Annotated in this window: 9 protein-coding genes; 7 read left to right on the top strand and 2 right to left on the bottom strand. The window is 64.9% G+C overall.

The window, feature by feature from the left end:
• Positions 1-39: 39 nt before the first annotated feature.
• The 6 genes from EJ070_RS18025 to EJ070_RS18050 all read left to right on the top strand — a co-directional run bounded on the left by EJ070_RS18025 (position 40) and on the right by EJ070_RS18050 (position 7,155).
• Entirely contained in the window at positions 40-1,488 is a 1,449-nt protein-coding gene (locus tag EJ070_RS18025; RefSeq protein WP_126092564.1) for a helix-turn-helix domain-containing protein, read from the top strand.
• A 165-nt stretch (positions 1,489-1,653) separates the two neighbouring features.
• Entirely contained in the window at positions 1,654-2,604 is a 951-nt protein-coding gene (locus EJ070_RS18030; RefSeq protein ID WP_126092565.1) for a DMT family transporter, read from the top strand.
• A 341-nt stretch (positions 2,605-2,945) separates the two neighbouring features.
• Positions 2,946-4,043 (top strand): polyamine ABC transporter substrate-binding protein, encoded by a 1,098-nt coding sequence (locus EJ070_RS18035; RefSeq protein ID WP_126092566.1) that lies wholly within the window; start codon positions 2,946-2,948, stop codon positions 4,041-4,043.
• A gap of 182 nt (positions 4,044-4,225) precedes the next feature.
• Positions 4,226-5,365 (top strand): ABC transporter ATP-binding protein, encoded by a 1,140-nt coding sequence (locus EJ070_RS18040; RefSeq protein WP_126092567.1) that lies wholly within the window; start codon positions 4,226-4,228, stop codon positions 5,363-5,365.
• 9 nt (positions 5,366-5,374) lie between these two features.
• A complete protein-coding gene (locus EJ070_RS18045; protein WP_126092568.1) occupies positions 5,375-6,340 on the top strand; it encodes an ABC transporter permease subunit in 966 nt (321 codons plus the stop codon).
• Positions 6,337-7,155, top strand: a complete 819-nt coding sequence (locus tag EJ070_RS18050; RefSeq protein ID WP_126092569.1) for an ABC transporter permease subunit — start codon at positions 6,337-6,339, stop codon at positions 7,153-7,155. Before EJ070_RS18045 ends, EJ070_RS18050 begins: the two co-directional genes overlap by 4 nt.
• An 81-nt stretch (positions 7,156-7,236) precedes the next feature.
• Here EJ070_RS18050 and EJ070_RS18055 read toward each other — a convergent pair whose 3' ends face one another.
• Positions 7,237-9,138: an AsmA family protein gene (locus tag EJ070_RS18055; protein ID WP_126092570.1), complete on the bottom strand. Its 1,902-nt coding sequence runs from the start codon at positions 9,136-9,138 to the stop codon at positions 7,237-7,239.
• Positions 9,139-9,402: 264 nt separating this feature from the next.
• Between EJ070_RS18055 and EJ070_RS18060 the strand changes: the two genes are divergently transcribed.
• Positions 9,403-11,361: an acetoacetate--CoA ligase gene (locus EJ070_RS18060; RefSeq protein ID WP_126092571.1), complete on the top strand. Its 1,959-nt coding sequence runs from the start codon at positions 9,403-9,405 to the stop codon at positions 11,359-11,361.
• A 349-nt stretch (positions 11,362-11,710) separates the two neighbouring features.
• On the opposite strand, the gene EJ070_RS18065 is transcribed toward EJ070_RS18060, so the two are convergent.
• The gene (locus tag EJ070_RS18065; RefSeq protein WP_126092572.1) at positions 11,711-15,664 is read right to left on the bottom strand and encodes a PAS domain S-box protein; all 3,954 of its coding nucleotides are present in this window, start codon (positions 15,662-15,664) and stop codon (positions 11,711-11,713) included.
• Positions 15,665-15,837 lie beyond the last annotated feature (173 nt).

Below are 15,837 nucleotides of genomic sequence, written 5' to 3' on the forward strand. Positions count from 1 at the left end.
TGCGGAAAAAGTATGTAAATTCTTGTCAAGGATATTGAGTTGGCCGACCAGAAGATTTTCGCCGGGCCGCGCATCCGCCGCCTTCGCAACGCCAAGGGCCTGACCCAGACGGCGATGGCCGAGGGGTTGGGCATATCGCCGTCCTACCTCAACCTCATCGAGCGCAACCAGCGGCCGCTGACGGTGCAGCTGATCCTCAAGCTGGCATCAGTCTACAAGATCGACCCGCACGAATTGCAGGGCGAGACCAAGGGATCAATCGCGGCGCTGAAGGAGATGTTCGGCGATCCGCTGCTGGCCGGTGAATTGCCGGGCGACCAGGAGCTGGTCGATCTCGCCGAGACCGCGCCCAATGCTTCCGCTGCGATGGTGAAGCTGTTTCGCGCTTATCGCGAGCAGGCCGAGCGGCTGTCGGATCTCAACGAGCTCCTGGCGCGGGAGGGCAGGGCGACCGCATTGTCCGGCACCCGCCTGCCGATTGACGAGGTGCACGAAACCCTCGAGCGTCGGCCGAACCATTTCGCGGCGCTGGAGGAGGAAGCCGAAGCCTTCATTTCGGTGCTCGATCCTGGAGACGATCTGTTCGGCGCGCTGAAGGCATGGCTGAGGCGCGAGCACGGCATCGTGGTCAAGGTGCTGCCCGTCGCCACCATGCCGAACTGGCGCAGGCGCTATGACCGCCATTCGCAGCGCCTGTTCCTGTCCGAGCGGCTCTCGCCCTTCGACCAACTGCGCGAAGTCGCCATGGAAGCGAGCCTGATGCGCATGACGGTCGCCGTGGCGAGCGAGATCCAGGCGTTGAAGCTCGGCACCGACGAGGCGCGCCGGCTCGCCCGCTTCGAGCTCGGCCGCTATGCCGCGCATGCGCTGATGATGCCCTATCAGGCCTTTCATGCGGCGGCGGTCCGCGCCCGCTACGACGTCGACGTCCTGCGTTCCCGTTTTGGCGTGTCCTTCGAACAGGCGGCGAACCGTCTGACCATGCTGCAGCGGCCGGGCGTCTCTGGCGTGCCGTTCTTCATGCTGGAGGTCGATAACGCCGGCAACCGCTTCCGCAAGGCGGGCAGTCAGGGCTATCCGCAGAGCCGCTTCGGCGGCGCCTGTCCGAAGCTTCCCGTCCATGCCGCCTTTTCGCAACCTGGCCAGATCCTGGTCGAGGCGGTGGAAATGCCCGACGGCGCCGAATTCCTCTGCATCGCCCGCACGCTCGAAGGGCCGCAGGGCGCCTTCTCCGAACGGCCGCGGCGCACCGCGCTTCTGCTTGGCTGCGACATCGGCTTTCGCGACGAGATCGTCTACGGCGCGGCGCTGCCCGGACCGTTCGCCGGCAAGGCCGCGCAGGGCACGGTACTGGCAACGCCGGTCGGTCCGGCCTGCAGGCTCTGCGAGCGCGTCGGCTGCCTGGCCCGCGCCGAGCCGCCGGTGACGCGCCCGCTCGGCCTCGACGAGATGGTGACCGGCCTCAGCGCTTTCGATTTCCAGGGATAGCGCCTGCCCCCAAGGCCCGCGGTTTTCGGGGAGCGCGTTGGCTTTGTCCCACATTTCAGCGGTTGCTGGATCACGCCTGGCGCCCGCCTTTGCGCTACGCGAATGGGACATCGTCTTGTCGTCCCCGGTGGATCGTGCCGCCCGCAACTCGCTGACAGTCGTGCCATGTCCGATACCGTATCGCCCCGCCTTGCCTTGCCTGCCGTCTCGCCGCGCGAGGAGCGGATCGGCATGCTGCTGGTCTTCCTGTCGGCGCTGATGTGGAGCTTTGGCGGCACCATCGCCCGCTTCATCCATGTCGGCGACAGCTGGACCGTGGTTTTCTGGCGCTCGCTCTGGGCGGTGGTCTTCCTCATCGCCTTCATGCTCTGGCGCGATGGCTGGCGTGGCACCTCGAGGCTGTTCCGCGACATGGGCCTGCCCGGGCTCGGCGTCGCCTTCTGCTTCGCCACCGCTTCGACGAGCTTCATCGTCGCGCTCGCCTACACGACGGTCGCGAACATCTTGTTGATGCAGGCCGGCGTGCCGCTTCTGGCGGCCTTGCTCGCCTGGGTGCTGTTTCGCGAACGTGTGAGCCCGGGGACCTGGGTCGCCATTGCCGCCGTCATCACCGGCGTCGCCATCATGGTCTCCGAATCCCTGGGCGGGTCCGTCTCGCCGATCGGCGATGGGCTGGCTCTGCTGATCGCGGTGATGTTTTCGTTCGCGACGGTGATCACCCGGCGCTTCGCCCATGTGCGCATGGTGCCGGCCACATGCCTCGGCGCGCTGCTTGCCGGTGCCTTTGCTGCCTCCCAGGCCACGGAATTCGCCGTCCCCGCGCGCGACATGGGGTTTCTCTTTGCCTTCGGCGTCATCAATCTCGGCGTCGGCCTTGCCTTCTTCGCCATGGGCGCGCGGCTGGTGCCGGCCGCCATCGCGGCGCTGCTCGGCACCTTCGAGCCGATCCTCGGCCCGATCTGGGTCTGGCTCGTCCATTCCGAGGTGCCGTCGGTGCGCACCATCATCGGCGGCGCGGTCGTCGTCACGGCGCTGCTCGTCCATATCGCATTTGAGTTCAAGCGGCAGACACGCCCCGAGCGGCCCGGCATCACAGGCCTGCCGGCGCCTAATTGATGCTACATAAGCGTTTGCCATTGACAAGCGTGTCGCCGGGCGGGCAGGCTGCAATTACGGCAACAACAAGACAGGCGTATCTTGCCAAGTGTCTCCGCCGGCCTCATCGGGGCCGGACCGCAACGTCATATTTCTGCTTACGCCGCGGCGAACGCCGCTGACGCCGCCCTGATACCTTCCCGGAGGGGGTGCAAGGGCTGCAACCGCTGCTCAACGATCCGGCGCGGCACCAGCGGCGCGCGCCTATTGCCTTCCGGAAAGCTCAATAATCTGAACCAAACGCCGCCCCGCGCCCATATCGCGCCGAGCCGGCAGGGGAACATTCACCAAAGGAGAACATCATGATCCGCAAAGCGCTTTTGCTTTCGGCGACCTCGGCATTCCTGACCCTCTTTGCCGCAGGCGGCCATGCAGAGGACCGCGTCGTCAACGTCTACAACTGGTCGGACTATATCGACAGCTCGATCATCGATGACTTCACCAAGAAAACCGGCATCAAGGTCGTCTACGACACCTTCGATTCCAACGAGATCCTGGAGACGAAGCTGCTGGCCGGCGGCAGCGGCTATGACGTCGTCGTGCCCACCGCCAACTTCCTTGCGCGCCAGATCCAGGCCGGCGTGTTCCAGAAGCTCGATAAGGCGAAGCTGCCCAACATCTCCAACATGTGGGATGTGGTTTCGGAGCGCACCGCCAAGTACGATCCGGGCAACGAATACTCGGTCAACTACATGTGGGGCACCGTCGGCATCGGCTACAATGTCAAGAAGGTGCAGGCAGCGCTCGGCACCGACAAGATCGACAGCTGGGACGTGTTCTTCAATCCTGACAGCCTCGCCAAGCTGAAGGATTGCGGCGTCTATGTGCTGGATTCACCGGCCGACATCATTCCGGCGACGCTGAAATATCTTGGCCTCGACCCGAACAGCACCTCGCAAGACGACATCGCCAAGGCCGAGGAAGCGCTGCTCAAGGTCCGCCCCTATATCCGCAAGTTCCATTCGTCGGAATACATCAATGCTTTGGCCAACGGCGATATCTGCCTGGCAGTCGGCTGGTCGGGCGACGTATTCCAGGCGCGCAACCGCGCCGAGGAGGCCAAGCAGGGCGTGGAGATCGGCTATTCGGTGCCGAAGGAAGGCGCCCAGATGTGGTTCGATCAGATGGCGATCCCTGCCGATGCGCCGCATGTCGCCGAAGCGCTTGAGTTCATCAACTACATGATGACGCCGGAAGTCATCGCCAAGTCGTCGAACTACGTGCTCTACGCCAACGGCAACAAGGCTTCGCAGCAGTTCGTCGACAAGACCCTGCTGGAAGACGTCTCGGTCTATCCGGACGAAGAGACGACCAAGAAGCTCTATACCGTGCAGCCCTACGATCCCAAGACACAGCGCATCATCACGCGCACCTGGACCAAGATCGTAACCGGCCAATAAGCATCGAGAAGCGACCCCGGCAGCCAACTGCCGGGGTCGCTTTCTTTGGAAGCAATTCCAGGAAAAGTGTGAAGCGGTTTTCCGTCCGGAATTGCGACAAGAACAAAAAGGCGAAAGCGGTTCTGCGTTTCTTTGAAACGATGAACCGTCTAGCGGCATGAAGCAGAACCGGAGTGGGGACAATGAAATCGCTTGGCAGCATCCGCAGGGATTTCGCGCCATGGAATGATCCGAACGCCAAGCCGTATATCCAGTTCGACAAGGTGACCAAGAAGTTCGGCGACTTTACCGCGGTCAACAATCTGTCGCTGACCATCTTCGAGCGCGAGTTCTTCGCGCTGCTTGGCGCCTCCGGCTGCGGCAAGTCGACCTTGCTCAGGATGCTCGCGGGCTTCGAGGAGCCGACGGCCGGCCGCATCCTGCTCGACGGCCAGGACTTGCGTGGCATCCCGCCCTACAGGCGGCCGGTCAACATGATGTTCCAGTCCTATGCGCTGTTTCCGCATATGACCGTGGAGAAGAACATCGCTTTCGGCCTGAAGCAGGAAGGCATGCCTGCCTCCGACATCGAAAAGCGCGTCGCCGAGATGCTCAGGCTGGTCAAGCTCGAGCAGTTCGCCAAGCGCAAGCCGCATCAGCTTTCCGGCGGCCAGCGCCAGCGTGTGGCGCTGGCCCGCTCGGTCGCCAAGCGGCCGAAGGTGCTTCTTCTGGACGAGCCGCTCGGCGCGCTCGACAAGAAGCTGCGCGAGGAGACGCAATTCGAGTTGATGGACCTGCAGCAGGAACTCGGCCTCACCTTCGTCGTCGTCACCCATGACCAGGAAGAAGCCATGACCATGGCCGACCGCATCGCCATCATGGACAAGGGCGAGGTGATGCAGGTGGCGACGCCGGCGGAAATCTACGAGGCTCCGACCTCGCGCTTCGTGGCGCATTTCGTCGGCAATGTGAACATGTTCGAGGGCAAGGTCGCCGAGCGGGCGGCGAATACGACGCGCATCACCGGCGCGACCGGGGCGCAGATCGTCGTCGAGAACGCCGCCGATGCCGCCAACGGCGCCGACATCGTCTTCGCGATCCGGCCTGAGAAGATCAAGGTCTCGTCGAAGAAGCCGGCCGATGCCGTCAATGCCCTGCAGGGCGAGGTCTATGACGTTGCCTATCTCGGCGACATGACCGTCTATCACATCAGGCTCGACGACGGTCAGATTGTCCGGGCAAGCGCGTTGAACGCCTCGCGCGTCACCGAGGACCCGCTGACCTGGAACGACCGCGCCTGGGTCTCCTTCCGGCCCGACGCCGGCGTCGTGCTGACCAGGTAGGAGCGGCCCATGAGCAACATCGCCGCCACCGCCGCCCCGTCGACCGAAACCGCCACGGCGCTGCCGACCAGGCTGGCGAAGGTATTCGTCGACCGCCTCGTCATCATCGTCCCCTATCTTTGGCTGCTGTTCTTCTTCCTCGTTCCATTCGTCATCGTCTTCAAGATCTCGCTGTCGCAGACGGCGATCTCGATGCCGCCCTACACGCCCGTGCTCGATTTCACCGACGGCGTTTCCGGATTCCTCGCGGGATTGCGCGAACTCAACTTCGACAACTACACCTGGCTCACCCAGGACGCGCTCTACTTCAACGCCTATGTGACCAGCCTGATCATCGCCGCCATCTCGACGGTGCTGACGCTGATCGTCGGCTATCCGATCGCCTATGGCATGGCGCGCGCGCCGGCGACGGTGCGCCCGACCTTGCTGATGCTGGTGATCCTGCCGTTCTGGACCTCGTTCCTGATCCGCGTCTATGCCTGGATCGGCATCCTGAAGCCGGAAGGGCTGCTCAACCAGATGCTCTTGTCGCTGCATCTCATCAGCCAGCCGCTGGTCATCCTCAACACCTACACCGCTATCTTCATCGGCATCGTCTATTCCTACCTGCCGTTCATGGTGCTGCCGCTCTATTCCTCGCTGGAGAAGATGGATTATTCGCTGATCGAGGCGGCGCAGGACCTCGGCTGCCCACCGACCGGAGCCTTCTGGAAGATCACCTTTCCGCTGTCGCTGCCAGGCGTCATCGCCGGCTGCCTTTTGGTGTTCATCCCCGCCGTCGGCGAGTTCGTCATCCCGGACCTTCTCGGCGGGTCGCAGACGCTGATGATCGGCAAGACGCTGTGGAACGAGTTCTTCGCCAACCGCGACTGGCCGGTCTCGTCGGCGGTGGCGGTCATCCTGCTCCTGGTGCTGACCGTTCCGATCATGTTCTTCCAGCAGGCCCAGGCGCGCGCGCAGGAGCAAGGCAAATGAACGCCACCTGGAGCCGCTTCAACGTCACCTCGATCGTGCTCGGCTTTGCCTTCCTCTATCTGCCGATCGTGCTGCTCATCGTCTTTTCCTTCAACGAATCGAAGCTGGTCACCGTCTGGGGCGGCTTCTCGACCAAATGGTACGTGTCGCTGTTCCACAATCAGGGCCTGATGGACGCCACCTGGGTGACGGCGCGCGTCGGTGTCATCTCGGCCACCGTGGCGACCGTGCTCGGCACGCTGGCGGCGATCACCCTGACGCGCTACACGCGCTTCAAGGGGCGGGTGCTGTTTTCCGGCATGGTCTTTGCGCCGCTGGTCATGCCGGAAGTCATCACCGGCCTGTCGTTGCTGCTGCTCTTCGTGGCGGTCGGGCTCGACCGCGGCTTCTTCACGGTCACGCTCGCGCACACCACCTTGACCATGTGCTTCGTGGCCGTCGTCGTGCAGTCGCGCCTGGTCTCCTTCGACCGTTCGCTGGAGGAAGCCGCCATGGACCTCGGCGCGCCGCCGGTGAAGACCTTCTTCCAGATCACCCTGCCGGTCATCATGCCGGCCATCGTCTCCGGCTGGATGCTGGCCTTCACGCTGTCGCTCGACGATCTGGTCATCGCCAGCTTCACGTCGGGTCCGGGCGCCACGACGCTGCCGATGAAGATCTACAGCCAGGTGCGCCTCGGCGTGACGCCGGAGATCAACGCCGCCTGCACGATCCTGATCGCCGTCGTCGCGATCGGCGTCATCATTGCCTCGATCGCCAACAAGCGCCGTGAGGTCCAGCGCCAGCGCGACGAGCAGGCGGCGCAGCGCGGATAGGCAACAGACGGTGGGCGAGACTGGCGCCCACCGTTCTCCCCACCTCGTGCGGAGAGAATATCTGCAGGCTTTTGCCGAACCCTATTGGCCCGAAATGCCGCGGCTGATCGGCGAGATGAACGGCGTGCTCCAGTTGCCGCCGACGAAGAACAGCGACTGGTTCAGGGGCTGCGGCGCCTGCACGGCCGTCTGGCCGCCGGCGGCCGGTTGCTGCGGCGGTTGCTGCGCGGGTTGTTGTGCCGGCTGACCGTTCGGAATGATGCCGCCGGAGAGCGCCAGCCCGTGCCCGGCATAAGAGGCGATGCCGGAAAGCCAGATCTTGTACTTCTGGGAATTGACCTCGGCCTTGTCCAGCCGCGCCACGCCTTTCGAGATGCTCGCCTTTATCTCGGCGCCGTCGATCGGCAGCGAGCCGTCGGCGACATCGTCGAGCGCGAAGAACCCTCCCTGTTCGTTGCGCTTGAGGAAGGCAGGCAGGTTGAGGCCGTTGAGCGAGCCCGGCCCGAATGTTGCCGAGAACGACCCATCGGCATTCTCGAAGATCGAATCCCAGGCCTTGCCCGGCCCCTTGAGGATGACCGAGACTGTACCGGTGCCGGCGGGCACCAGCCGCGTCATCCCCGCCGCGGTGGCGAAGGCGCCGGTGTCGACATCCGACGCCAGGAGCCGCATCTCGACCTGAGTGCCGTCCGGCTTGCGGTCGAAACGCAGGCTGCTCTGGATGTTGCCGTTGAAGGCTGACGCGTCGGAGATGTCGAAGACGGCAAGCCCGTTCTTGACCTGCGCGGTCGCGGCGACGTCGGCCAGTTGTACCGGGCCGGCGGTGGCGTGCGCCGCCGACAGCCTGAGATCGAGGTTGATCTTGTCGGCGAAGCTGGTGTCGATCTCGCCTGGGCCTTTGTCGCCGGTGGGAGCGATCGGCGTGAAGGCGGAAAGGAACGATCGAAGGTCAAGCGTGTCGAAGGCAAGCGTGCCGGAAATGACGGGCAGGGCCTCGCTGAACGAAAAGTCCAGCGCCCCCATGCCGGGGTTGTTGTCGAGCGCCACCGTCGTGTTCTCGAATTTCGCCCGCCCGGCCGACGCCGTCACCTTGCTGGCGACCGAGACGGAGCCGATCGCGGCACTCGGCGCGATGCCGGCCTGCGACCATTCAAGCAGGCGTCTCAGCGAAGGGGCGGCGAATTTCGCCTGGCCGTCCAGATAGGCGTTGTCGGACATCGAGGCGACGCCGTCGAAGGAGAAGGTGGCGGGCGCGGCCTTGAAGGCGAACGTGACGGGCGCGGTGCCCCCGGCAAACAGCACCAGCGGCCTCGCCGAGGAAAAATCGATCTGGACGCTCTCGCCGCGCCATATGCCGGTCGCGGTGAGCGTGGCGTCGCTGTTCATCGCCGCCCAGTTCACCTGGCCGCTGAGGCTGCTCAGGATCTCGGTGTCCTTGCCGGCCGCCGAGGTCACGACGCGGCCGTCGCGGAATTCGACGGTGCCGAACGGATCGGAGGGAAGTCTGCCGAGATCGGGCTTCTGCGGGTTCGCGGTGACCACGCCGCGCGCCGTGTCGATCGAGCGCGTGATGCGGCCGCCGCTGGGCAGCGGCGGCAGATAGAAGCCGCTCGCCGTGCGCTCGACCCTGATGGTCGGCCGCACCAGCCTTGCTGTCGAGAATTGGACGTCGCCCTGCAGGGCGGCCATGGCCGAGAGGTCGACCTCGACGCGCTCGGCTTCGACCACCGGCGGCGCGTCGGTCTCGGTCCATTGCGACAGCGTCACATCGCTGAGGATTGCCCGGAACTTCGGCCACACCTCGATGCGCGGCGAACCGTCGATCGTCACGCGAAAACCGCTCCAGGCGCTCAATTCCCAGGCGATGCGGTCGCGCACGATGCGCGTCGAGGCAATCAGCGGCAGGGCGGCCACGGCCAGCGCGATGACCAGCACCGCAACGCCGATCACCCATACCCCCCGCCGGATCAAAGATGATGGCATCTCGCCCCGTATGCTTCCGTTGCCGACAAAACCGCCCGACGGGTGTAACCGAGCGCCGACGCTTTTCAAGTCTTTATGGCCTTGCCATGGCATTTACGCCGGTTCCGTGTCGGCCATTCCAACAAAATCTTGCCCTGCCGCGCTGCGGTATGCATAAGCCATAGGCCCGTCCGGCCCGCAAACGCCACGCCGGTTTTGGGACAACGACGCAGGCGATATCAGGCTTAACTGCCGCAATCGCGACGCGCTTTGGGAGGAACGATCATGGCCGCCGACACCCCCTTGTGGACGCCGACGCAGGACCGGATCGCCTCCGCGCCCATGACCGCCTTCATGAAGGCCGCCGCCGAGAAGTCAGGCGAGACTTTCTCCAGCTATGCCGAGCTCCATCGCTGGTCGATCGAGGATCGCGAAGCGTTCTGGAGCCTGGTCTGGGATTTCTGCGGCCTTGTCGGCGACAAGGGCGAGCGGGTTCTCGTCGATGGCGAGAAGATGCCGGGCGCCGCCTTCTTCCCCGATGCCAAGCTCAATTTCGCCGAGAATCTTTTGAAGAAGACCGGCGGCGGCCTGGCCATCGTCTTTCGCGGCGAGGACAAGGTCGAGCGCCGGCTGTCCTGGAACGAGCTCAACGCACTCACTTCGCGTCTGCAGCAGCTTTTCCTGTCGCTTGGGGTCAAGGAGGGCGACCGCATCGCCGCCATGATGCCCAACATGCCCGAGACCATCGCCGCCATGCTGGCGGCAAGTTCGATCGGCGCGGTCTGGTCTTCCTGCTCGCCCGATTTCGGCGAGCAGGGCGTGCTCGACCGTTTCGGCCAGATCGAGCCGGTCGTCTTCATCGCGCCCGACGGCTACTGGTACAACGGCAAGGCGATCGAGGTCGCCGACAAGGTCCGGGCGGTGGCCGAGAAACTGGCGACCGTGCGCAAGGTGCTGATCGTCGACTATCTCGGCACCTCGGCCGATGTCGCCGCCACCATCGACAAGGCGGCGGCGCTGGAAGAAGCGCTCTCGCCCTTCGCCGCCAAGGCGCTCGCTTTCGAGCGGCTGCCGTTTTCGCACCCGCTCTACATCCTGTTCTCATCGGGCACTACCGGCATTCCGAAATGCATCGTGCACTCGGCAGGCGGCACGCTGATCCAGCACGTCAAGGAACAGCGGCTGCATGCCGGCCTGCTCGACGGCGACCGCTTCTTCTACTTCACCACCTGCGGCTGGATGATGTGGAACTGGCTGGTCTCGGGCCTCGCCTCGGGCGCGACGCTTCTGCTTTATGACGGCTCGCCCTTCTATCCCGACGGCAATGCGCTGTTCGATTTCGCCGACGCGGAGAAGATGACCTATTTCGGCACCTCGGCGAAGTTCATCGATTCCGTGCGCAAGGCAGGGCTGAAGCCCATCAAGAGCCATGACCTTGGCAGCGTGCGCACCATCTCGTCCACCGGCTCGCCGCTGTCGCCGGAGGATTTCCGCTTCGTCTATGACGGCATCAAGAAGGACGTGCATCTGGCCTCGATTTCCGGCGGCACCGACATCGTCTCCTGCTTCGTGCTCGGCGTGCCTATAGAGCCGGTCTGGACCGGAGAGATCCAGGGACCGGGCCTCGGCCTTGCCGTCGACGTGTGGGACGACGACGGCAAGCCGATCCGGCAGGAGAAAGGCGAGCTCGTCTGCGCCAAAGCCTTCCCGGCGATGCCGATCGGCTTCTGGAACGACCCTGAAGGCAAGAAGTACCACGCGGCCTATTTCGAACGCTTCGACAATGTCTGGTGTCATGGCGACTTCGCCGAATGGACGGCGCATGGCGGCATCATCATTCATGGCCGCTCCGACGCAACGCTCAATCCGGGCGGGGTCAGGATCGGCACGGCCGAGATCTATAACCAGGTCGAGCAGATGCCGGAGATCCTGGAGGCGCTCTGCATCGGCCAGGATTTCGACAATGACGTGCGCGTCGTGCTGTTCGTCCGGCTGGCCGCCGGCGTCAGCCTCGACGAGGATCTGGAGAAGCGCATCCGCGCCAGGATCCGCACCGGCGCCAGCCCGCGCCACGTGCCGGCCAAGATCGTCGCCGTGACCGATATTCCAAGGACCAAGTCCGGCAAGATCACCGAGCTCGCCGTGCGCGACGTCGTCCACGGCCGCGCCATCAAGAACAAGGAAGCGCTCGCCAACCCCGAGGCGCTGGAGCTGTTCAGGAACCTGCCGCAGCTGGCGGAATAAGCGCCTCGAGATGGTAAACGAATTCTGGCGACCGAATTTACCTAGATTTCACGAGTGGTACACATTCGTAAATTTTTTCGGCCCCCGGTAAGGACTTGTTAAGGGACGACGCCGATAGTCGCGTATAACTTGAGGGAGAAATCCCGTTCCTCGTCCCCTGAGGATCAGATTCGCTCAAGTCCCCGTTGTGACAGCAATCCCATCTTTCAAGGCGTCCACTGGACGCCTTTTTCTTTTCCTGGAGCAATTCCAGAAAAGTGCGCAGCGGTCTTCCGTCCGGAATTGCGTCAAAACAAAGAGATAGAGCGGTTTGCCGTTTCCGTGAAACGGTGAACCGCTCAAGACGCGATTATTCGGCGAGCACGCGCGTGGAAGGGAAGCCGACCTCGACCAGTGTGCCTTCGCCGGGAGTTGACGTGATGGTGAAGCGGGCACGGTTCGCCTCGACCATCGCTTTGGTCAGCGGCAACCCGAGGCCGGTGCCGTCGCCGCGTCCGCGCTTCAGCGCATTGATCTGCTTGAACGGCTTCAGCGCCTGTTCGATCTCGGCCTGGGTCATGCCGATGCCGGTGTCGCGCACGCGCATGACGACGTCGCCGGAGGCCTCGTACGCGGTCGACACGATCACCTGACCGCCCGCCTGTGTGTAGCGGATGGCATTGGATAGGATGTTGAGGGCGATCTGGCGCACGCTTCTCAAGTCCGCCACCACCTCCGGCAGCCGCGAGGCGAAGCTGGAACGGATGATGACGCGCTCGCGGTTGGCCTGCGGCTGCATCATCGCCACTGTTTCGGCCAGCGTGTCGTTGAGTGACACCGCCTCATAGGCCATTTCCTGCTGGCCGGCCTCGATCTTGGAGATGTCGAGCAGGTCGTTGACGAGGTCGAGCACGTGATTGCCGGACCGGTTGATGTCGCGCAGATAGTCGCGGTAGCGGTCATTGGCGACGGGGCCGAACTTCTCGTCCACCATCAGTTCGGAAAAGCCGATGATGGCGTTGAGCGGCGTGCGGATCTCATGGCTGATGCGGGCGAGGAAATCCGTCTTTTGCGAGGAGGCGCGCTCGGCCACGGCGCGCGCCTGGGTGAGGTCTTCCTCAGCTCGCTTCCACTGCGTGATGTCGCGCACGACGGCGCAGAAGCCGCTGTCGTTGGGCAGCCTGCCAATGGTCATGAACAGCGGAATGAAGCGTCCCTGCGCCTCGCGGCCGATGACCTCGCGGCCGTCATTGAGCAGGCTCGCCACGCCCGGCTCGGAAAGGCCGGCGAGATAGTCGCGCGCCGCGCGCTGGCTCTCGATGGCGAACAGCGAAGCGAAAGGCTTGCCGGCGATCTCATCGGTGTCGAAGCCGAACAGGGCTTCCGCGGGGCGGCTGATCGAACGGATATTGCCGTCGCGGCCGATCAGCACCACGCCGTCGGTGGCGGTGTCGATGATGGTGCGCATTTCGGCGATGCGCGACTTCAGCTCCGAAACATCCGGCTGCTGGCTCGGCTCGTCATTCGCCGCGCTGAAACTCGTCGCTGGCGACTCGTCCTCGCCCGTGCGGCGCACCACCAGCATCAGCGCCTTGCCGCCGCGCCACGGCACGGAGCGCAACAACGCATCGATCGGGAATTCCTGACCCTGGCGGGTCGTGAGCTTCAGCGAACGGTCGCTTTCGTCGGCCTCGCCGTCGTTGGCGTAGTGCTCGGCGAACAGTGCGCCAAGCCCGCCGGCATCGGTAAGGTCCTCAAGCGCGTCATAGCCGGTGAGCTCGAGGAAGGCGTCATTGGCGTAATGCAGCACATCGCCGGAATGGATGAGCAGCGGCACCGGCAGCCTGGCGACGATGGACGTGTCGGGCGCCCTCGCTTCCTCTCCGGTGGAGAAGGCCGACGGCACGAAGCCTTCGAGCTTGAGCGGCGGCATCTCGAGGCGCGGCCGTTCCGGCGATACCGCTTTCGCTTCGACAGGCCTTTCGACTGCGGGCAGGGCGCTGTCGCTATCGGAACCGGCCCAATCCTCGCTGTCTTGCGCGTCGCGAAAATCGTCGGCGGTCATGCTGTCGTCATCCGCGCCTGCGTCGGGGGCGGGCGCCCCCGCCACGGGCCGCTGAGCCGTCGGTTCGGCCGCCTTTTCCACCGCTTCGGTTTGGCGGGTTTCGGAATCCGGCGTTTGGTCCGCTTCGTCGGCGGCCTTCTCCGGCCCGGCATAGTCGAGCAGCGAGCCGGAGACGGGCGGCGTTTCGTCCTGGCCGGCGGCTGCCTCGGAAGCGTCGTCGATACCGTCGAGCCGGGCCAGATCCTTCTGATCTTCCGCCTCGGTCTCCGCCTCCGCCGTCTCATCGGCCTCGGCCTGGGGCAGCGTTTGCTTGGCTTCGCGCCCGATGGGTTCATCCCGGCGCGTATCGGCCGCCGTCAGATCGGGCTCGCCGGCCTTCCGCCCACCGGTCTTCGGTTGTGCCGCCGCTGTCTCGGCCTTGTCGGCGGCGGAGATCGCGTCAGGCTGCTTTTCGGTCCCGGCGGGGGCGGCGGTCGTCGGCTCGGCCGGGGCGGAACTGTCCTTCCTCAGCCGCTCGCCGATCTCGCGAAAGGCGCTGCGTTCGAGGATCGACAGGCCCCTGTCATTTCCAGGCCTGTTGTCACTTCCCTGCTTTTCACTTCCTGGCTCATTGGCCGGCTGCCGGTGCTCGGCCAGACGGATCACCTTGTCGGCGTAGCGCCGCTCCGGCTTCGGCACGATGGTCAGCGCCGGCACCTCGCCCTGGAACGGGTCGGCAGGCTTCGGCGGCTCGGCTGCCGGTTGCCCGGCGGCAGGTTCGGGTTCGGCTGGTGCGGCGCCATTGGGTACAAGCGCCATGCCGAGCGCTTCTGGATCCATGATGGCGTCGGCGCTGCGCGCAACGCCGAAGCCGCGAAAACCCTCGAAGGCGCGGCTGCGGCCATAGACCGGCAGCGCCGCGAGATCGACCGGTATCTTCAAGTCCGTGCCCGCCACCGGCCAAAGCACCGAACGCCCCGACCAGGTATCGCGCCGCTCGAGCAGCGTGGCGATCTCGCCCGACGTGTCGAGACCGAAAGTCGTGGCGACGTCCCTGAAGCGGCGGCCGATCACATCGGCGGCCGGCTTGCCGACGATGTCGGCGAATTCCGGCGACAGCGCGCTGAACCTACCCTCGGCGTCGGTGCGCCAGACGAAACGCAACGGCGGCGCCGAACGGTCGATATTGCGAGCCGCGCCCGGCTGCGCCGACGCCCCGCTTTCGGCTGTGTGCTGCAGGCTCTCAGCGGCAGCATCCGCCGGTTCTACCCGCGGTGGTACCTCCGGTTCAGGCGGACTCACCTCGTCCACGCCGGCGTTAAAATACCAATGGTCGTGCTGCGCAGGGCCCGCATCGGCAGCCGGCCTACCTGCTTCGGTCGTATCCGGCACGTGGTCGACCGTGGTCGCGGTCTCTTTCGTTGGCTGGGCGCTGTCCGCAGACCCCGCCAGGGCCGTGACTGCTTCTCCGCCCGCGGTCGCTGCCGGGGGCGAGATATCGTTCTCTCGGACCGGCTCGGCTTCGGCAGCGGTGCTCTTGTCTTCAGAGACGGCAGGCGCGCTTTCCGGCGCTGCCGCTGTGTCATCGCCGCCGGGCCGGTCGTTCTGCTCGCCGTCGAGCTGGTCCTCGTCGATCACCACCAGAAGATGGCGCTGGTCGGTGAGCCGGGCAAAGCCGGCCGGATAGGAGGTGTCCGCTCCGGGAACGAGGCGCTTGACGATGCGGTCTCCCGCGCTTGCCACGTCCGCGACCAGGGCAGCCAGGGTCTCCGGCTTGATGCCGAGCGCCGCAAAGCCCTCCGAAGCCGCCTCGGTTTGCCCCTGGGCATCGACGAAGGCGATGAAATGTCCGGCCTCGGTGAAGCCGCCGATGGCACGGCCGGCGATTTCGGCGACGCTGCGCGAACCGGTCTGCGCCGCGGGCACCGCCAGCATGATCGCCTTTTCGCCGTCCGGCATCGTTACCGTGCTGGCCAGGAAGCCGACGGCGCGGCTCACCATGCCGGTCGCTAGCCGTACCGTGATGGCGCGGTCGCTGCCGATTTCCGGAAAGCCGCTGGTCGCCATGATCTGCCGCCTGGCGATCAGCGGCAGCCGCGCCGAGGCGCCGATGATGGCCTCGATATCCGGATAGCCGAACACCGCGGCGCCTGGCCCGTTGGCCCAGATCACCTGCTCGAGATCGGCCGACAATATGGCGAGTGCGTCGCCGGCGGCGAAGCGCTGGCGCACGGCATCGAGCACAGCGACATCAAGGAAGGAGTAGTTTTCGGGCGGCATGCGCTGGCGAACCCTCCGGCAGCGGGCATTTCGGTTAACGCTTTGTTAATAAAAGCCTGCGGGGCGAAGGTCCACAAGCCATGCCGTGTAGCGACCGAAATCTCTGGGCTCTTGGTTAATGGTCGGACGATTTTTATGGTGCGCTGCAACAAAGATGTTGCAATGCACAAAAT

Origin of the sequence: Mesorhizobium sp. M1E.F.Ca.ET.045.02.1.1 (assembly GCF_003952485.1) — a bacterium.
Classification (GTDB): Bacteria; Pseudomonadota; Alphaproteobacteria; order Rhizobiales; family Rhizobiaceae; genus Mesorhizobium.

What these genes read in the sequence shown, in the direction of transcription:
- EJ070_RS18045 (WP_126092568.1), top strand. Translation starts at nt 5,375, where the DNA reads ATGAGCAACATCGCCGCCACCGCCGCCCCGTCGACCGAAACCGCCACG.
- EJ070_RS18035 (WP_126092566.1), top strand. Translation starts at nt 2,946, where the DNA reads ATGATCCGCAAAGCGCTTTTGCTTTCGGCGACCTCGGCATTCCTGACC.
- EJ070_RS18065 (WP_126092572.1), bottom strand. Translation starts at nt 15,664, where the DNA reads ATGCCGCCCGAAAACTACTCCTTCCTTGATGTCGCTGTGCTCGATGCC.
- EJ070_RS18030 (WP_126092565.1), top strand. Translation starts at nt 1,654, where the DNA reads ATGTCCGATACCGTATCGCCCCGCCTTGCCTTGCCTGCCGTCTCGCCG.
- EJ070_RS18060 (WP_126092571.1), top strand. Translation starts at nt 9,403, where the DNA reads ATGGCCGCCGACACCCCCTTGTGGACGCCGACGCAGGACCGGATCGCC.
- EJ070_RS18055 (WP_126092570.1), bottom strand. Translation starts at nt 9,138, where the DNA reads ATGCCATCATCTTTGATCCGGCGGGGGGTATGGGTGATCGGCGTTGCG.
- EJ070_RS18050 (WP_126092569.1), top strand. Translation starts at nt 6,337, where the DNA reads ATGAACGCCACCTGGAGCCGCTTCAACGTCACCTCGATCGTGCTCGGC.
- EJ070_RS18040 (WP_126092567.1), top strand. Translation starts at nt 4,226, where the DNA reads ATGAAATCGCTTGGCAGCATCCGCAGGGATTTCGCGCCATGGAATGAT.